Origin of the sequence: Amycolatopsis sp. NBC_00355 (assembly GCF_036104975.1) — a bacterium.
Lineage (GTDB): Bacteria > Actinomycetota > Actinomycetes > Mycobacteriales > Pseudonocardiaceae > Amycolatopsis.
Map to the genome: position 1 here is coordinate 7,237,638 of NZ_CP107982.1, position 16,588 is coordinate 7,254,225.

Consider the following 16,588-nt stretch of genomic DNA (forward strand, 5'->3'; position numbering starts at 1 on the left):
CTGCGGACCGTGATCACCGGCGGCCCGACGGCGGCATCCCGCCCCTCCGGGCGATCGCGGAGCGTCACGAAACGATGCGGCAAGTGAGGGACCCGCCGCTTCCGAGTCGTCGGCGGCTCCGCGGCGGACGTCAGACCAGTGTGCGCAACCGGGTGATGGCCTCGTCGATGACTTCGTTGCGCTTGCAGAACGCGAAACGCAAAAGATGTTTCCACTCGTCCGGGTGATCGGTGAACACCTTGACGGGCACGGCGGCGACCCCGACCCGGCCGGGGAGTTCCCACGCCAGATCGGCCGCGTCCGTGAAGCCCAGCGGCCGGACGTCGACGCAGACGAAGTAGGTGCCCGCCGTCGGCCGCACGGCGAACCCGGCGTCGGCGAGCCCGGCGGAAAGCCGGTCGCGCTTCTCCTGCAGGCTCTCGCGCAGCCCGTCGACCCACGGCAGCTCGTGGTCGAGCGCGTGCGCGACGGCCGGTTGCAGCGGCCCGCCGGAGACGAAGGTGATGAACTGCTTCGCCGCCTTGACCGCGGCGACCAGCTCGGGCGTCGAGCAGACCCAGCCGATCTTCCAGCCGGTGCAGTTGAACGTCTTTCCGGCGCTGGAGATGCTCACGGTCCGCTCCCGCATGCCGGGCAGCGTGGCGAGGGGAACGTGTTCGGCGTCGTCGAACACCAGGTGCTCGTAGACCTCGTCCGTGATCGCGATCAGGTCGTGCTCGACGCAGAGCGCGGCCAGCGCGTCCAGCTCGGCGCGGGTGAACACGGTGCCGGTCGGGTTGTGCGGCGAGTTGACGAGGATCGCCCGGGTCCGGGGCGTGACGGAGGCCCGCAGCCCGTCGACGTCCAGGCCGAACCGGCCGTTCTCCTGCTCGACCAGCCCGACGACCCGGCGCTGGGCGCCGGCCATCGCGACCGCGGCGGCGTAGGAGTCGTAGTACGGCTCGATGACGATGACCTCGTCACCGGTCTCGGTCAGCGCGATGAGCGTTGCCGTGATGGCCTCGGTCGCCCCCGCGGTGACCAGGATCTCCGTGTCCGGGTCGTACTCGGTGCCGTAGCGCTGCCGGTGCCGCGCGATGGCCGCGCGCAGCTCGGGGCGGCCGGGCCCCGGCGGGTACTGGTTCGCGCCGCCGAACAGGGCGTTCTTGGCCGCGTCGAGCATCCCGGCGGGTCCGTCGGTGTCCGGGAAGCCCTGGCCGAGGTTGACCGCGTCGTGCTTGACGGCCAGCGCCGTCATCTCGGCGAAGATGGTCGACGTGAACGGCCGGAGGCGGGGGACGAGAGCAGGTTCGCGCACGATCAGCGATCCTCGCGGACAATGGGGATGTGGAGCAACTGACCCCCGCCAAGGTGACCCCGGCCGATCCGCCGGGCGGCGCAGCCGGTGAAGCGGAAAAGCGGCGCGCGCTGCGCAAGATGAAGCTGGTCGCGCTGTCGTTCCTGATCGGCGCCACCATCGTGTTCCTGCTGACCAGCTGGGCCCAGTCCAGCGGCTGGGCGGCCTGGGTCGGCTACGTCCGGGCCGCGGCCGAAGCCGGCATGGTCGGCGCGCTGGCGGACTGGTTCGCCGTCACGGCCCTCTTCCGGCACCCGCTCGGCCTGAAGATCCCGCACACGGCGATCATCCCGAACAAGAAGGACGCGCTGGGCACCAGCCTCGGCGAGTTCGTCGGGTCGAACTTCCTGTCCGAGGAGGTCATCCGCGACAAGCTCAAGCGCGTCGAGATCGCCCGGCGCCTGGGTGCGTGGGTGGCCCAGGAGGACAACGCCGAGCGCGTGACGTCCGAACTGGCCACCATGGTCCGCGCCGCCGTGAAGGTGCTCCGCGACGAGGACGTCCAGGCGATCATGGAGCAGGCCGTCGCGCGGCGGATCATCGACAAGCCGTGGGGTCCGCCGCTGGGCAAGATCCTGCAGGGCGTCTTCGCCGACGGCGCGCACCACAAGCTCGTCGACCTGATGTGCGACCAGGCGTACGAGTGGGTCCGCGACAACCACACGACGATGCTGCGCGTGGTGTCCGACCGCGCGCCGAGCTGGTCGCCGAAGTTCGTCGACGAGATGCTCGCGGACAAGGTCTACGGCGAGGTGCTCTCGTTCGCGTGGGCGGTCAAGACCGACGTCAACCACCCGATGCGGCTGGCGCTGGACAAGTTCCTCGGCGAGTTCGCCCAGGACCTGCAGACCAACCCGGACGTGATGGCCCGCGCGGAGCAGGTCAAGGGCCAGATCGTGCACCACGAAGAGGTGCAGCGGCTGATCGGTTCGGCGTGGAGCACAGCCAAGGAGATGCTGCTCAACGCGGCGGAGGATCCGTCGAGCGAGCTGCGCCGGCGCGTCCGCACCGGCCTGATGTCGCTGGGGTCGCGGCTGGTCACCGACGACCAGCTCCGCTCGAAGGCCGACGGGTGGGTCGAGGGCGCCGCGGCGTACCTGGTGAAGAACTACTCCCACGAGATCACCACGATCATCACCGACACGGTGGAGCGCTGGGACGCCGAGGAGACGTCCCGCAAGATCGAGCTCCAAGTCGGCCGTGACCTGCAGTTCATCCGCATCAACGGCACGGTCGTGGGCGCGCTCGCCGGGCTCGTCATCTACGCCGTGGCGGAGCTGCTGTTCTGACGGCCGTGTCGTATACCACACATAGGGGACCTTGAAACCAGTTGTCCACAGGAAGCTGAGTTATCCCCCGGGTTATCCACAGCTTTTCACGGTGATGGCCTAATCGCTGTCCACAACGTGTGGGGGTAAGCCCGGGCGGGCCGTGGATATGTGGTGCCGGCCCGGGGAGTTGTCCACAGCCCTCCGAGGGTCCGCCGCTCGGATGAGACCTCCGGCCGTGTCGTCCATCCAGGCACGCGTGTCGTCCAGCCAGGTACGCGTGTCGTCCGGCGGGGGTCAGCCCGTCGCCGCGCGGGCGCGCCAGCCGCGGGCCTTCTCGCGGTTGCCGCAGACGCGCATCGAGCACCACGTCCGCGAGCGGTTGCGGGACTCGTCGTAGAACGCCCACAGGCAGGTGTCGGCGGGGCAGATCTTCAACCGGATCCAGTCGCCGCGCACGACCAGCCGGGTGCAGGCGGCGAACACCGCGCCGACGACGTCGTCCGCCATGAGCGCCGGGCCGTGGTCGGTGAGGGAGATCCGGGTGCCCACGTCGACGCTGCCGCCGGGCAGCCGCGGATCGCCGATCGAGGCGCGCAACGCGTCCCGCGCCGCACGGGCCTCCGCGGCCGGATTGGCCGTCAGCGCGTACCCGGCCGCCCACTCGCGCCACGGCCCAGGCTGTTCGAGCAGGTCCGTGCCCTCTTCGACGTTGACTGTGTTCAGGAACTCCACCACGAGGGAGGCGTCGGTGTGCACCGAACCAGTGTACGGCGGAAGGTGGTTGCACCCTCGGGTCCTAACCCACATAATCCGTTCACTGGTTACTCGTGATCGAAGGGAGCGACGATGGGTGCGGTACCGACGTTGGGTGTGGTGGCGATCGACTGTCCCGACCCGGTGGCCTTGGCCGCGTTCTACCGGGCGGTGCTGGACTGGGGTGAGCCCGACGTCTCCGACGACGGGCACTGGGTCACACTGCCCAACCCGGCCGGCGGCGCGGGCATCGCGTTCCAGCGGGTCCCCGGCTACCGCCCGCCGGCGTGGCCGTCCGAGGACAACCCGCAGCAGATGCACCTCGACCTCGAGGTCACGGACCTGGAAGCAGCCCACGAGCGCGTCCTCGGTCTGGGCGCGAAGCTGCTGGACGACGCGCCGGAGTCGTTCCGCGTCTACGCCGATCCGGTGGGCCACCCGTTCTGCCTCTGCGCCTGCTGAGCCGTTTGTGCGTAGTCTCGGATGAGTGATTTGTCCGAAGTGTCAGAACCAGATGCGAACCGTGGACAAGAACGGCGTCCACATCGACCAGTGCGAGGGCTGCCGCGGGATCTTCCTGGACCGCGGTGAGCTCGAAGCGATCTCGGGTGCGGAAAGCTCGTTCTACGGCCAGCAGCCACCGCCGTACGGCGGGGCCGCTCCGCAGTACGGCCGCTCCGACTCGCCGCGCCCGTACCGAGGCGGTGGCGGCCACCCGGACTCGCCGAAGGGATATCGCGGCGGGGGCTACCCGGACTCGCCGAAGGGGTATCGGGGCGGGGGCTACTCGGATTCGCCGAGGCCGCACCGCGGCGGGTATTCGGATTCGCCGAGGCCGCACGGCCACGGCAACCGCAAGCGCGGCTTCCTCGAGAACCTCTTCGACTGAAGTGGTGCTCGACCTGCGGATCTGCCCGTCGTGCGGCGACCGGGCCGACCGCCCGGTCGCCGTCGGCGCGGTCCTTTCGTGCGTCCGCTGCGAACACCGGTGGCCGTTCCGGCGGCTGCCGTTGTTCGCGTTGACGGGCCCGAGCGGCGCCGGCAAGTCGACGGTGGGCCCGCTCCTGGCGTCGCGCTTCGCGGGCGAAGTGGTGGTGCTGGAGCAGGATGTCCTGTGGGCGGACGCGCTACGCGGCGACATCCGCGGATTCCGTTCGGCGTGGCTCCGGATGGCGGCGATGCTGCACCAGAACGGCCGCCCGGTCGTCCTGTGCGGCACGGTCGCCCCGCCGGAGCTCGAACCGCTGCCGGAACGGGTGTTCTTCAGCGAGATCCACTACCTGGCCCTGGTCGGTTCGGCGGAGTCCCTGCGCCGCCGGCTGCGAGCGCGCCCGGCGTGGCGCGAGTGGGACGAGCCGCGGATCGAGGAGATGCTGGAGTTCAACGACTGGCTCCAGAAGTCGGCGCCGGAAATCGGCGTGGACGTCTTCGACACCACGGACGTCCCAGCGGAAGCGACGGCGGACCACGCGGAGAAGTGGATCCGGTCCCGCCTGCCGGACTGAGCGCGCCTTGTCAAGTCCTCGATCCACAGGCCGGCAGTTGTCCACAGATTCCCGCACTACCCGTTTTCCCAGGTCAGCGGCGGTACGCTGGGATCGGGGACGCCCCCCAGGGAAGGGCGGGGGCCGCCCTGGAGGCGGCTGTTCGCGACGGCGGCCGGCGCGGCCTCAGGTCAGCGGCCAGGTGCGGCCGTCCGGGGTGTCGAGCCAGAACTCCTGACGCTCGCCCGTCACCGTCACCCCGAAGCGGTCGCGGTCGGGCTTGTCCAGCTCGCACCACTCCACGTACGCCGCTTCGGCGACTTCCCACAGCGCTCGCGGGCCGCCCTGGGCGACTTCGTCCGCGCCGGCGCGTTTGCGGTGGCGGACCCAGGAGCCGTCCGGGTGCACCAGCGCGAGGCCGGCCTCGCCCGGGCCGCCCGCCGTGTTCGGGTCGAGGCCGTCGTGCTCGCGCACCGCCCGGACGCCCGGCAGCGACAGCCCCGCGAAGAACTCGAACTGCTTGCGCGGCTGCAGCACCGTCGACATCGGCAGCCGCGTCTGCTCCCAGTCGTCGCGCGACGGCATCGGCAGCGGGTCCGCCTCCGGCAGCCGGTGCGCGCGAAGCGGCATGAAGCGCCCGTCGCGCGCGAGGACCGGGCCCTGCCCGGTGCCGTTTTCGCCCACGACGAGCCGGACGAGCCCGGCGCCGATCGGCCGGTTCAACGTCGTCACGATCAGCCCGCCCGGCACCGTCTGCTCCAGCCACGCCGGCGGGATCGACGTCACCGACGCCGTGCACAGCACCCGGTCGAAGACGGTCCCCGCCGGGAAGCCGAGCGCGCCGTCGCCCACCGCGCACGACGGCCGGTAGCCCGCCTCGGCCAGCCGTTCGCGCGCGTCGGCGGCGAGCACCGGGTCGATGTCCACTGTGGACACCTGACCGGCGCCGCAGCGGTGGCTGAGCAGGGCGGCGTTGTACCCGGTGCCGGTGCCGATCTCGAGCACCCGCTGCCCGTCCCGCACCCGCAGCTCTTCGAGCATGATCGCCATGATCGCCGGCATGCTCGACGAACTCGTGGGCGTGCCCGTCACCGGGCCGGTGGTCCGGGCGAGCTCCCAGCGGCCGGGGTCGTCGTCCAGCTGCGTGACCAGGACGTCGCGCGAGTAGACAGCCTCCAGCCACCCCGGGTCGCCGCGCTCGACCGCCGCCCACAGCCCGCCGGCGCGCGTGAAGAACCGCGGCAGGAAGACGTGGCGGGGCACCGCGCGGAACGCGGCGATCCATTCCGGGGCGTGCAGGACGTCCTCGTCGAGCAGCAGCTCGACGAGCCGTCGCCGCAGCCGGCCCGAGCTCGTCATGCGACCACGTTAGCGGTGAGCACCACCACAGCAGCTATTGCAAGCAGAGTGCTTGCAATAGCTAGCACGCGCGCGTAGCGTCGTTGGTGTCGCGAGGAGGTGACCGGATGACAGAAACCGGTGGGACGCAGCCAGGATCCGGCAGCCCCATGGAGAAGGTCGCGGACATCGCTTCCGACATCGGCGAGTACATCCGCCAGCAGCGCAACACCGCGAAGATCTCGTTGCGCCAGCTGTCGAAGCTCGCCGGAGTGTCCAACCCGTACCTGAGTCAGATCGAGCGCGGGGTGCGCAAACCCAGCGCCGAGATCCTGCAGCAGATCGCCAAGGGACTGCGCATTTCAGCCGAAGCGCTGTATGTGCAGGCCGGGATCCTCGATCTGCCGACGGGCGGTCCGGTGGGCGACGCGATTCGCGCCGACGCCGAGCTGACCGAACGGCAGAAGCAGGTCCTGCTCGACGTCTACGAGTCCTTCCGGCGGGAGAACGCCGCGGCACGGCCGGCCGCCGAATCCCCCACCGCAGACACCCCCGACACCTCACCAGCCGCAGACACCAAGAAGGAGTCAGCATGACCACCCCCAAGACCGAAGACGTCAAGAAGGCCGTCAACTCCGCCCTCGACCAGGTCCGCACCCCGCTGCTCGCCGCGCTCGGCGCCGGCAACCTGGCCGGCCAGGCCGTCACCGACGCCGTGGCCAAGGCCCGCGAGAACGTGACCAAGAGCAGCGAGACCGCCCGCAAGAACCTGCAGGAGCTGCCGACCGACGTCGAGAGCCTCCGCGAGAAGCTGGACCCGGCCGAGCTGCGCAAGGTCATCGACGAGTACACCGAGGCCGCGCTCAAGCTGTACAACAAGCTGGCCGAGTCGGGCGAGCAGGCGTGGGACAAGTTCTCCGCGCAGCCGCAGGTCAAGAAGGCCATCGAGCAGCTCGAGGAGGCCCTCACCACCGCGCAGGGTCAGGTCGAGGACGTCACCTCCGACGTCCGCGACCGCGTCGACGGTGTGCTGTCGACCTTCACCAAGCGCACCCGCTCGGTCGGCGAGAAGACCGCCCGCAAGGTGACCGAGGTCGCCGGCGAAGCCGCCGAGGCCGTCGAGGAGCTGGGTGACGACGTCGCCCACGAGACCCGCTCGGTGTCCCGCAAGGTCGCGAACAAGACGGCCCCGAAGACGGCCGCCCCGGCCCGCCGGACCACCACGACGACCACCAGCGCCGCCGCGAAGAAGCCGGCCGCGCCGAAGACCGACAAGTAAAAACGCCGTGAACGCCCGGCCCCGCCATCGGACCTCCGACGGCGGGGCCGGGGTCGTTCGGGCGGTTTGCCGTAAGCTGTGGCTGTGCTAGTCGCCATCTGGATCCTCGAAGTCATCCACTGGGGCAGCGCGTTGGTCGGCCTCTTCGCCTTCGTGCACGCGTTGCTCCAGCGTGCCGACGCCTACTCGGCGGCCGACCGCAAGACCAAGCCCATCTGGATGCTGATCACCGGTGGCGCGACCCTCGCCATGGCGCTGTTCAGCGTGATGGGCCCGGGAATGATCTTCTGGGTGCCCGCGATGGCCGCGGCGCTCGTCTACATCGTGGACGTCCGCCCCAAGCTCATCGAGGTCCAGCGCGGTGGCTCCAACTGGTGATCTCCTTCCCGCCCCCGCCGCGTCAGGTGGGGGCGCTGTTTTAATGGGGTCGTGACCTGGACCATCGCCGGGAGCCTGACCGTCGTTCCCGCCCCCACGCGTACTGACCTCCTCGCCGAGCCCGTCGCCAAGGCGCTGGCCGCACTCGCCGAGCCGGATGCCGTCGGCGTCACGAAAATCGACCCGTCGCTGGCCGACACCGCCGCCTTCTGCGAGGCCTACGGCTCGCCGTTGACGGCGTCCGCGAACTGCGTCGTCGTCGCCGGCAAGCGCTCCGGCGAAGTCCGCTTCGCCGCCGCGCTCGTGCTCGCGACCACCCGCGCCGACGTCAACGGCGTGATCAAGCGCCGCCTCGACGTCCGCAAGGCGTCGTTCGCGCCGATGGACGAAGCCGTCTCACTCACCGGGATGGAGTACGGCGGCATCACGCCCGTCGGCCTGCCCGCCGAGTGGCCGATCCTGCTCGACAAGGCCGTCGCCGACGCGCCCGAGCTGGTCATCGGCAGCGGGATCCGCGGCAGCAAGCTGCTGATCTCCGGCGCCGCGCTGGCCGCGTTGCCCGGGGCCGAGGTCATCGAGGGTCTCGCGCAGTGACGTCGGTCTGGCTCCGGTACCTGACCGGCGCCGACATCGATTCCCTCGGCGTCACGGACGCGGACATCGTTGGCGCGGTCGAGGACGTGCTCGCCGACCACGGCCGTGGCCAGGTCGTCTTCGAGCCGCGTATGCACCTCGTGCCGGACAACGGCGGCAAGGGCCACTTCAACATCCTTCGTGGCCACCTGTCGGCTAAGCAGGTCAGTGGCGTGAAGGTCGTCGGTGACTTCGTGGGGAACTTCGAACGGGGCCTCCCTTCGGAAATGGCGTTGATCCTGCTGCTGGACCCGGACACCGGCATGCCGCGGGCGATCGTGGACGGCACGATGATCACCGAAGCCCGCACCGGCGCGATGACTGCCGTCGGCGCGAAGTACCTCGCCCGCCCGGACTCGCGGGTGCTCGGGCACATCGGTGCCCGCGGTACCGCCTGGTGGAACGTCGTACTGCTGGACTCGTTGTTCGACTTCGCCGAGATCCGCGTGACCAGCAAGCGCCCGGAGTCGCGTGAGGACTTCGGCCGTCGGCTGTCCGAGCGGCTCGGCAAGGACGTCCGCGTCTGCGCCACGGCCGAGGAGACCCTGGACGGCGCGGACATCCAGGTCGAGGCCTCCCGGCTGGTCGAACCCGAGGCGCTGGTGCGCCGCGAGTACCTCCGGCCGGGCACTTTCCTGGTGCCCTACGGCACGATCAGCGCGCTGGAACTCACGCTGCTCGACGACGTCGACAAGGTCGTCGTCGACGATTGGCGCGAATCGCAGTCCGGCAACCCGCGATTCGGCGCCCTGCGCCCGCAGCTCAACGCCGGCCTCCTCACCGCGGACGGGGTCCACGCCGAGATCGGCGACATCGTGGCGGGCAAGAAGCCCGGCCGCGAGCACGACGCCGAGCGAATCCTGTTCTGGCACCGCGGACTGTCCACAACGGACGTCGCGGTGGCGAACATGATCCTGGCCCGTGCCGAGGCTTCCGGCGTCGGCACCATGCTGCCGTACCGATGATCGTCACCGGAAGCGATTTCGCCGACGGTGAACGGTTGGTTCTGACCAAACCGCTGGTAGAGGCCCTGAAAGTGCGTCGGGACGAGGTCTTGGCGGCCCTCCGAAAGGGTGAAAACCCGGTGTACGGCGTCAACACCGGGATGGGTCGCCTCGCGGGCGTCGCGCTCGACGCGCGGCAGCAGGCCGAACACCAGCGCAACCTGCTGATCGGCCGCGCCGTCGGCGGTCCGCCGTGGTTGCCACCGGAGGACGTCCGCGCGCTGTTCGTCTTGCGGCTGCGCGACTTCCTGCGTCCGTGGTCGGGTGTGAGCCCGGACCTGGTGCAGTTCCTGGTCGACCGCTTGAACGACGGTTTCACCCCCGCGGTGCCGCGGACCGGTCTGGGCAGTTCGGGCGAGATCATCCCGCTGTCACACGCTTTCCAGACGTTCCTCGGGATCGGCACGGTCCTCGAGGACGGCGTCGAGACGCCCGCGGCCGAAGCACTCGCTGTGCGTGGCGCCACGCCGTACGTGCTGGGCCCGAAGGAAGGCGCGTCGCTGATCCAGGGTTCCCCGCTGGCGGTGATGCACGCGCAACACGGCTGGGCGGAAGCGCGACAGCTGATCCGCTTGCAGACGCTGACGGCGGCCATCGCGATCGACGTCCTGGGTGCGCCCCGCGCGGTGTTCTCACCGGTCATGGCCGGCGGCGACGCCCATCTGCGGCGCCTGCTGGAAGAACTGAACGACCTGGTCAGCGGCGGCCCGGTCCGCACGGACGTCGTCCAGGCCCCGCTTTCGGTGCGGGTAGCGCCGCGAGCCCTCGCCCACGCGGACCACGTCACCGCGGACCTGCGCGAGACGTGGCTGCGCTGGGAGTCGATGCCCGGGGATTCCCCGTCGTTCGTCGACGGCGAGTTCGTGCCCGGCACCGGTTACCACGCAGTGGACCTCGGATTGCGCATGGACGCGCTGACGGCGGCGCTCGTGCACGTCGGCGAAGTGTCGGTGCAGCGGACGCATCGGCTGCTCGACGAGCGTTTCAGCGGTTTGCCTGCGCAGCTCACGGCCGATCCCGGGCCGCGGGCGGGACTGGTGCCGCTGCACAAGCGCGCGGTGGGCGAGCTGCACGCACTGCGCCGCCTGGCAGCTCCCGCGACCCTCGGCTCGATCGACACATCGGCCGGCCAGGAGGACGTGCAAGCGTTTGCGTGGGCAGCGGGTGAGCAACTGCGTTCAGCCGCGGCGCACATGTTCGCGATCACGGCGTGCGAGCTGATCACAGGTTCCCAGGCGCGGTATCTGGCTTCGGGAGAAGGCGCTGCCGGGCTCCGTGAGTCGTACGAATGGGTGCGCTCGGTGGTGCCACCCCTGGACGAGGATCGCCCGCTCGGGCCCGAGATCGAGCGCCTGATCGCGGCTTGCCGGGCAGGTTGATCGGCCGGCTCTGCCGTGCCCGCTGATCGTTCTGCCGGCGACTGAAACTTGCGGAGCCGGTCGATCGCTCAGGCGGAGGTCGACCTCGCCGGACTGACTGATCGCCCGGCCGAGCTTGTCATACCCGTGATTGCTCGGCTGGATGCAGAGCGTCCGATAGCTGCTTGTCGCTCCGCCTGGCCGCCCGGTTCGCAAGGCGCCGAACTTCCTTACCTCACAAGGTTTTCCTCTTTCTATCCCGCGCGCGTGGGGCACCCCCGGCTTTGACTCTACCGGCTGGCACCGACGATTCCAGGCCTCGCAAGGGGAATCCACCAGGTTGTCCACAGGTGGATCCCGATGTGGATAACCGTGCCGAATCCGGCCCCGAACCGGACAGGCCGAGGATCGCGGCCGCTACGTTCGTTGGTGTGCGCCCTCCGGGGACGCGGACCCCGAGGAAGGAGGGATACGACCGTGGGGCCGGGTGAAGGTGAGGGTGCGCGCATAAGGGCGGAAGCCGAGATCGCGATACAACGGGAGGGCAGCTGGGGATTTCGGATGACCGATCACGGGATACACCACGGCTTCACGAGCGCCGGCTTCACACGCGGCGTGTAGCGCGGCGAGGCACACCGCGCGGGCCAGGCCCATCCGGCGGAACTCCGGCAAGGTTCCGACGGGCTCCAGCTCGCCGACGGCATTGCGTTCGTCGAGCCGCTTCGCTCCAACGCGGCGATGACATGCTCCTCGGCGTCGAGCACGTGACCGTGAGTTCGGCGGCGGTGGCGGTGTCCTCGAACCAGCCGAGCACCTCGGACGCGAGTTCAGGGCGCGCCGGATCGACGAGCAGGGACAGCTCACCGGGTAGCGAAACCCAGCCCCAGGCGACGACTTCGGCACCCGCTTCCCACAGCACGGTCGGCCACTCGGCTTCGCGGCCCACGTGCTGGAACCGCTGCCACGCGAGATCCCCGACGTGCACCGAACTCGACGGCGACCAGATCCGCTGGGCCAGGCTCTGCATGGCCCGCAGGTCGTCCGGACCGGTGTAGTCGCGGCGCGTGACGGCGGGCATGGGCAGAATCGTCCTGTGCCGCGTCGGCTCCTGCCAAGCGGATTTCCGGAGGAGCGGGGGTGTGGACGTCGTGCTGATCGGGCGCGCGGCCGTGATGTTCGCGGTCACGAACGTCGACGACCTCGTGCTGCTCGCGGTGTTCTTCGGCCAGGCGGCCGGCCGCCGCGGTGAGCTCAAGGTCGTGGCCGGGCAGTTCCTCGGCTTCGCGGCGATCTTGGCCGCGTCGGTCGCGGGTGCGCTCGGCGCGGGGCTGCTGCCCGACGGCGCCGTCCGCTGGCTGGGCGTGCTGCCGGTGCTACTCGGGATCCGCGCGGCCTGGCAGGCGTGGCGCCAGGACGACGACGAACCGGCGCCGGTGAGCGGGGCGCTGACGGTCGCGGCGGTGTGCTTCGCCAACGGCGGCGACAACATCGGCGTGTACGTCCCCGCCTTCGCGGCGACCGGACCCGCAGGCCTGGTCGGCTACGGCGTGGTGTTCCTGGTGGGCGTCGCGGTGTGGTGCGTGATCGGCCGGTTCCTCGCGACCCGACCAGCCGTCGCAAGGGCTCTCGCACGCTGGGGGGACGTGGTTCTGCCGGTGGTGCTGATCGCGCTCGGCGTGCTGATCCTGGCCGGCGCGTTCTAGCCGACGCGACCTCAGGACGTGCGGACCCTCGACGCCGTCGGCCTCGGCGACACTCACGTCGGCGTGCCGCACGACGAAGCGCGGCAAGCGGGCACCACTCGGCGGAAGGCGCAGCACCTTGACGGAGGGGCACGCCCCGGCAGGAAGGGCCACCAGACGGAATGAGCCCTAGTCGCGGCGAGCGTTCTGCAGAGCCAGACCGCGCGGCGTCGCCAAGCGGGTGATCAAAGCGAACGCGCCGTCGCACACCAGTGCCAGGACCACCGCGGCCAGACCGCCGGCGAAGATCTCGCCGTAGCCCTGGGCGCCCAGCGCGAAGCCGTCGACTATGTAGCGGCCCAGGCCGCCGCCGTCGTTGACGATTGCGCCGATCGCGACCGTGGCTATCAGCTGGAGGATCGACACCCGGGCACCCGCCAGGATCACCGGCGATGCCAGCGGGAGTTCGAGCTTGAACATGATCTGCCGCTCGCGGTAGCCCGTGCCGCGGGCGGCGTCGACCGTCTCCTGCTCCAGGGACACCACGCCGGCGTACGTGTTGGTGAACAACGGCGGCATCGCCAAGGCGACCAGCGCCAGCAGCAGTGGCCAGAACGTCGTGTCCAGCTCCCAGCGGCTGGCCAGGAACCAGAACAGGATGATCAAGCCGAAACTCGGGATCGCGCGGCCGATGTTGACCGCACTGCTCGCGAGGAACGCACCCCGGCGGTAGTGGGCGAGCCACAGGGCCGCCGGGATCGTCAGCACGGCCGCGATCACCAGCGCCAGCAGCGAAAACCTGAGGTGCTCGAGCGTGCGGTACGGGATGCCGGCTTTGTCCGTCCAGCTCCAGCGGTTCGGGTCGGACAGCCAGGCGTTCAGCTGGTCGAGAAAGCTCATCGCGCCCGCACCTTCCGGGTCCAGGGTGCCAGCAGCCGTTCGCTGAACCACAGCAGCAGATCCACGACCACCGCCAGGACCACCGACAGCAACACGCCGACGATGATCTCCGTCGGGTTGGGGGTCGCCGTCTGAATACCCGCGCGGATGAAGTAGCCCAGACCACCGAGGCCGAGCATCGAAGTGACCGTGACCAGGCCGATGGTCGTCACCGCGGCGACGCGCAGGCCGGCGATCACCACCGGGAGCGCCAGCGGCAGCTCGATCTGCCACAACATCCGGCCGCGCGTGTAGCCCATGCCGATCGCGGCCTCGCGGACCTCGTTGGGCACCTGGTCGACGCCGGTGACGATGTTGCGGACCAGGATGAGCAGCGTGTACGTCGCGAGCGGGATCATCGCGGTCACGAACGTCAGCCCGAAGAACGGCACCAGCACGGCGAACGCGCCGAGGCTCGGGATGACGTACAACGCGCCCGCGGCGCTCAGGATCACCCCGTACGACCAGCGGAAACGCAGCGACAACACGGCCAGCCCGATCGAGACGACCAAACCGATGCCGAGCGCGGCGCCGGTCAGGGAGATGTGCTCGACGAAGCGCTGGGCGATGTCGTCGGCGTTGCGATCGACCCAGCGCCACTGGAAGATCGGCGGTCCGCTGTCGGCGGCCAACGGCGTCACCGCGGTCACATGCACCGTCCGACCCTACCCCGATCGAGCAGTGAAATTCCGCAGACTGGGAATTCTGGCGCCAATCTCCCAACATGTGGATTCTTGTCGGTGGGCAGGGTTAGGGTCCTTTCGTCTGTTCGAGTGACGAGGGAGTGGGGATTCGTGCGCTGGTTCCGGAACGCGTCCGTGGTGGCGGTGGCCGTCGCGGCGACGCTCGGTTTGGCCGCCTGTGGGGGTGGCAGCGACAGCAGTGACAAGCCCGCCGCGCCGGGCAAGGGTGGGGCGCCGATCGTCGTCGCCTCCTTCAACTTCACCGACAGCCAGATCCTGGCCGAGATCTACGCGCAGGCGCTGGAGGCCAAGGGCTACCCCGTGACGCGCAAGCTGAACCTGGGCTCGCGCGAGCTGATCTACCCGTCGCTGAAGTCCGGTGAACTGCAGTTCATCCCGGAGTACCAGGGCGCGGCGATCACCACCGGCTTCGGCAAGGACGCCGGCAAGACGGCGCAGGAGGAGCACGACCAGCTCGCGAAGCTGTTCGAGCCCAGCGGTGTCTCGCTGCTGAACTTCGCCCCGGCCGAGGACAAGAACATCTACATCATCAAGTCCGACCTGGCCAAGGAAAAGGGCATCGCCTCGATCAGCGACCTGAAGAAGCTGGACAAGGTCGTCATGGCGGGCCCGCCGGAGTGCGAGAAGCGCCTGCCTTGCTACCAGGGCTTCAAGGACGTCTACAAGCTGACGAACTCGACCTTCCAGACGATCCAGGAAGCCGGGCCGCGCGTCGAGCAGCTCAAGTCCGGGGCCGTCACGGTGATCCCGGTCGACTCGGTCAGCCCGCTGACCGGTGACTCGAACTACACCGTGCTCAAGGACGACCTGAACATCGTGCCGACCGAGAACGTCGTGCCCGCGGTGAACAAGAAGGTCCTCGACGAGCGCGGCGCCGACTTCGCCACCGCCGTCAACGCGGTGAGCGCGAAGCTGACCACCGACGTCATGCGGGACCTGAACAAGCGCGTCGACTCCGACGGCGAAAAGGCCGAAGACGTCGCGAAGGACTGGCTGTCGCAGGCCGGTCTCTGACCGACGGCACGAAGGCCGTCCCGGAAGGGGCGGCCTTCGTCATGCGGTAGCCGTGCCGCGCACGACCCAGGCGCGGGCCGTCAGCGGGATCGAGCCGTCCGGGTTGGTCGGCAGCCGGCTGCGCAGCAGCTCGCGGATCTGCGAGCGGCGGGCCTCGGGCAGGGCCATCAGGTACGTCGGCGCCGGGCCCTGACCGCCCAGGAACGGCGTCCAGTAGTCGTCGAAGCCGGAGAACACGGTCGGGATCTTGATTTCGCCGACGGACACCGCGTCGAAGCCCGCCTCGGTCCACAGGCGGCCGAGCGGTTCCGGGCGGCACAGCGGGAACCGGCGGCCTTCGTCGGGCACAGCCGGGTCGAGCTCGGCGGCGGCCTCCCAGAAGTGCCGGATGAGCTGCATGCCTTCGGCAAGGTCCCAGACGTACGCGGCGGCCACGCCACCCGGCGCCGTCACCCGCGCGATCTCCGCGGCGGCGCGCGCCGGTTCGGGCACGAAGTTGAGGACCAAGCCGGTCGCGACGACGTCGAAGCGGCCGTCGTCGAACGGTAGTGAGCGCGCGTCGGCGACCTGGAACGTCGCGCGCGGGTCGGTGACGACGGCGCCTGCGGCCTCCAGGAACTGCTCGGACGGATCCACGCCGACGACTTCCGCGGGGTCGGCCGCGGCCAGCACGGCCGACGTCAGCGCGCCGGTGCCGCAGCCGACGTCGAGCCAGCGGCGGCTCGCCGGGGCGCCGAGCCGCCGGACGAACGGCTCCGCGACCCGGCGGCTCCACCGCCCGATGTAGGCCTCGTACGCGTCCCCGGCCACCCACATGTCTCCCGCCACGCTGCGAGTAGATCACACAAAAGACCAGGTCAGCTGTTGGCCAGATCACCCGTCGCGACACTGCCCGCCGAGCTCGCACGGCGGAGGAAGTCGGCGATCAGGTCCAGTTCGGCTTCGCTGTACTCGTCGCAGATCTCGTCCAGCGCGGCGTTCATGCCCGAATACAGGCGGAAGAGCTCGGCGTTGCGGCCGCGGACCGCGCGCACGGCGATCGCGCGCCGGTCGGTCGCGTCCGGGTCGCGCTCCCGGACGATCCAGCCGCCCTTCTGCAGCCGGTCGAGGATGCCGGTCATCGTCGCCGGGTGCAGGCCCGCGCTGCGGGCGACGCTGCTCGGGCTGAGCGGGCCGAAGCGGGCGATCAGCTCGAGGCAGTCGAGGTCGACGTCCTTGAGCGACAGGTGGCCGCTGACCTGGTGATTCAGCAGCGAAAGCTGGTTCCGCAGATCGCGCAGCGACTCCTTCACCGCAACGGTCGACCGCCGACGACGGCGGGGGGCGTCCACGTCATCATCAGGTACGGAACTCATATGATATGCTCCTCGTATGATCTGAACTTCAGGCACAAGCGTAACCCGGGGGAAGGGGTT

At 70.0% G+C, this 16,588-nt stretch carries 21 protein-coding genes; 12 read left to right on the forward strand and 9 right to left on the reverse strand.

All coding sequences use genetic code 11. From position 1 onward, the window contains the following. Positions 1-130: 130 nt before the first annotated feature. The gene (locus OHS18_RS33120; protein ID WP_328613497.1) at positions 131-1,297 is read right to left on the reverse strand and encodes a pyridoxal phosphate-dependent aminotransferase; all 1,167 of its coding nucleotides are present in this window, start codon (positions 1,295-1,297) and stop codon (positions 131-133) included. Positions 1,298-1,326: 29 nt separating this feature from the next. Between OHS18_RS33120 and OHS18_RS33125 the strand changes: the two genes are divergently transcribed. Further along, positions 1,327-2,625 (forward strand): DUF445 domain-containing protein, encoded by a 1,299-nt coding sequence (locus tag OHS18_RS33125; RefSeq protein WP_328445951.1) that lies wholly within the window; start codon positions 1,327-1,329, stop codon positions 2,623-2,625. A gap of 276 nt (positions 2,626-2,901) precedes the next feature. Here OHS18_RS33125 and OHS18_RS33130 read toward each other — a convergent pair whose 3' ends face one another. Next, positions 2,902-3,363, reverse strand: a complete 462-nt coding sequence (locus OHS18_RS33130) for a CGNR zinc finger domain-containing protein (protein ID WP_328445949.1) — start codon at positions 3,361-3,363, stop codon at positions 2,902-2,904. Positions 3,364-3,453: 90 nt separating this feature from the next. Between OHS18_RS33130 and OHS18_RS33135 the strand changes: the two genes are divergently transcribed. The 3 genes from OHS18_RS33135 to OHS18_RS33145 are packed head-to-tail and all read left to right on the forward strand — an operon-like array spanning position 3,454 to position 4,865. Next, positions 3,454-3,822 (forward strand): VOC family protein, encoded by a 369-nt coding sequence (locus tag OHS18_RS33135; protein WP_328613498.1) that lies wholly within the window; start codon positions 3,454-3,456, stop codon positions 3,820-3,822. A gap of 25 nt (positions 3,823-3,847) precedes the next feature. Further along, the gene (locus OHS18_RS33140; protein ID WP_328445945.1) at positions 3,848-4,249 is read left to right on the forward strand and encodes a TFIIB-type zinc ribbon-containing protein; all 402 of its coding nucleotides are present in this window, start codon (positions 3,848-3,850) and stop codon (positions 4,247-4,249) included. 1 nt (position 4,250) lies between these two features. Then, positions 4,251-4,865 (forward strand): nucleoside kinase, encoded by a 615-nt coding sequence (locus OHS18_RS33145; protein WP_328613499.1) that lies wholly within the window; start codon positions 4,251-4,253, stop codon positions 4,863-4,865. 165 nt (positions 4,866-5,030) lie between these two features. On the opposite strand, the gene OHS18_RS33150 is transcribed toward OHS18_RS33145, so the two are convergent. Further along, the gene (locus OHS18_RS33150; RefSeq protein WP_328613500.1) at positions 5,031-6,203 is read right to left on the reverse strand and encodes a methyltransferase domain-containing protein; all 1,173 of its coding nucleotides are present in this window, start codon (positions 6,201-6,203) and stop codon (positions 5,031-5,033) included. Positions 6,204-6,352: 149 nt separating this feature from the next. On the opposite strand from OHS18_RS33150, the gene OHS18_RS33155 reads away from it, so the two are divergent. From OHS18_RS33155 to OHS18_RS33180, 6 genes are all read left to right on the forward strand, one after another. Further along, positions 6,353-6,778, forward strand: coding sequence for a helix-turn-helix domain-containing protein (locus tag OHS18_RS33155; protein WP_328445941.1), 426 nt, complete (start codon positions 6,353-6,355; stop codon positions 6,776-6,778). After that, on the forward strand, positions 6,775-7,461 hold the full coding sequence (locus OHS18_RS33160) for a hypothetical protein (RefSeq protein ID WP_328445939.1): 687 nt from the start codon (positions 6,775-6,777) through the stop codon (positions 7,459-7,461). Before OHS18_RS33155 ends, OHS18_RS33160 begins: the two co-directional genes overlap by 4 nt. Positions 7,462-7,545: 84 nt before the next feature. Further along, positions 7,546-7,839: a DUF2516 family protein gene (locus tag OHS18_RS33165; RefSeq protein ID WP_328445937.1), complete on the forward strand. Its 294-nt coding sequence runs from the start codon at positions 7,546-7,548 to the stop codon at positions 7,837-7,839. A gap of 51 nt (positions 7,840-7,890) precedes the next feature. Next, positions 7,891-8,433 carry a YbaK/EbsC family protein gene (locus tag OHS18_RS33170; RefSeq protein WP_328613501.1) on the forward strand — a complete coding sequence of 181 codons (543 nt, stop codon included), beginning with the start codon at positions 7,891-7,893 and terminating at the stop codon, positions 8,431-8,433. Next, a complete protein-coding gene (locus OHS18_RS33175) occupies positions 8,430-9,437 on the forward strand; it encodes an ornithine cyclodeaminase family protein (protein WP_328613502.1) in 1,008 nt (335 codons plus the stop codon). The genes OHS18_RS33170 and OHS18_RS33175 overlap by 4 nt, the downstream gene beginning before the upstream one ends. Then, positions 9,434-10,855 (forward strand): aromatic amino acid lyase, encoded by a 1,422-nt coding sequence (locus tag OHS18_RS33180; RefSeq protein ID WP_328613503.1) that lies wholly within the window; start codon positions 9,434-9,436, stop codon positions 10,853-10,855. The genes OHS18_RS33175 and OHS18_RS33180 overlap by 4 nt, the downstream gene beginning before the upstream one ends. 396 nt (positions 10,856-11,251) lie before the next feature. On the opposite strand, the gene OHS18_RS48625 is transcribed toward OHS18_RS33180, so the two are convergent. Then, positions 11,252-11,506 carry a GNAT family N-acetyltransferase gene (locus OHS18_RS48625; RefSeq protein ID WP_442875296.1) on the reverse strand — a complete coding sequence of 85 codons (255 nt, stop codon included), beginning with the start codon at positions 11,504-11,506 and terminating at the stop codon, positions 11,252-11,254. Further along, on the reverse strand, positions 11,439-11,912 hold the full coding sequence (locus OHS18_RS33185) for a hypothetical protein (RefSeq protein WP_328613504.1): 474 nt from the start codon (positions 11,910-11,912) through the stop codon (positions 11,439-11,441). The genes OHS18_RS48625 and OHS18_RS33185 overlap by 68 nt, the downstream gene beginning before the upstream one ends. Positions 11,913-11,973: 61 nt before the next feature. On the opposite strand from OHS18_RS33185, the gene OHS18_RS33190 reads away from it, so the two are divergent. Further along, positions 11,974-12,537 (forward strand): cadmium resistance transporter, encoded by a 564-nt coding sequence (locus OHS18_RS33190; RefSeq protein ID WP_328613505.1) that lies wholly within the window; start codon positions 11,974-11,976, stop codon positions 12,535-12,537. Positions 12,538-12,705: 168 nt separating this feature from the next. On the opposite strand, the gene OHS18_RS33195 is transcribed toward OHS18_RS33190, so the two are convergent. Both OHS18_RS33195 and OHS18_RS33200 read right to left on the reverse strand, forming a co-directional pair. Further along, a complete protein-coding gene (locus OHS18_RS33195) occupies positions 12,706-13,416 on the reverse strand; it encodes an ABC transporter permease (protein WP_328613506.1) in 711 nt (236 codons plus the stop codon). After that, the gene (locus OHS18_RS33200) at positions 13,413-14,111 is read right to left on the reverse strand and encodes an ABC transporter permease (protein ID WP_328445923.1); all 699 of its coding nucleotides are present in this window, start codon (positions 14,109-14,111) and stop codon (positions 13,413-13,415) included. The genes OHS18_RS33195 and OHS18_RS33200 overlap by 4 nt, the downstream gene beginning before the upstream one ends. 138 nt (positions 14,112-14,249) lie before the next feature. Here OHS18_RS33200 and OHS18_RS33205 point away from each other — a divergent pair, with 138 nt between their 5' ends. Then, positions 14,250-15,173 carry an ABC transporter substrate-binding protein gene (locus tag OHS18_RS33205; protein ID WP_328613507.1) on the forward strand — a complete coding sequence of 308 codons (924 nt, stop codon included), beginning with the start codon at positions 14,250-14,252 and terminating at the stop codon, positions 15,171-15,173. 39 nt (positions 15,174-15,212) lie between these two features. On the opposite strand, the gene OHS18_RS33210 is transcribed toward OHS18_RS33205, so the two are convergent. Beyond that, positions 15,213-16,001 carry a class I SAM-dependent methyltransferase gene (locus tag OHS18_RS33210; RefSeq protein WP_328613508.1) on the reverse strand — a complete coding sequence of 263 codons (789 nt, stop codon included), beginning with the start codon at positions 15,999-16,001 and terminating at the stop codon, positions 15,213-15,215. A gap of 29 nt (positions 16,002-16,030) precedes the next feature. Next, positions 16,031-16,528, reverse strand: coding sequence for a MarR family transcriptional regulator (locus OHS18_RS33215; RefSeq protein WP_328445917.1), 498 nt, complete (start codon positions 16,526-16,528; stop codon positions 16,031-16,033). Positions 16,529-16,588: the final 60 nt, after the last annotated feature.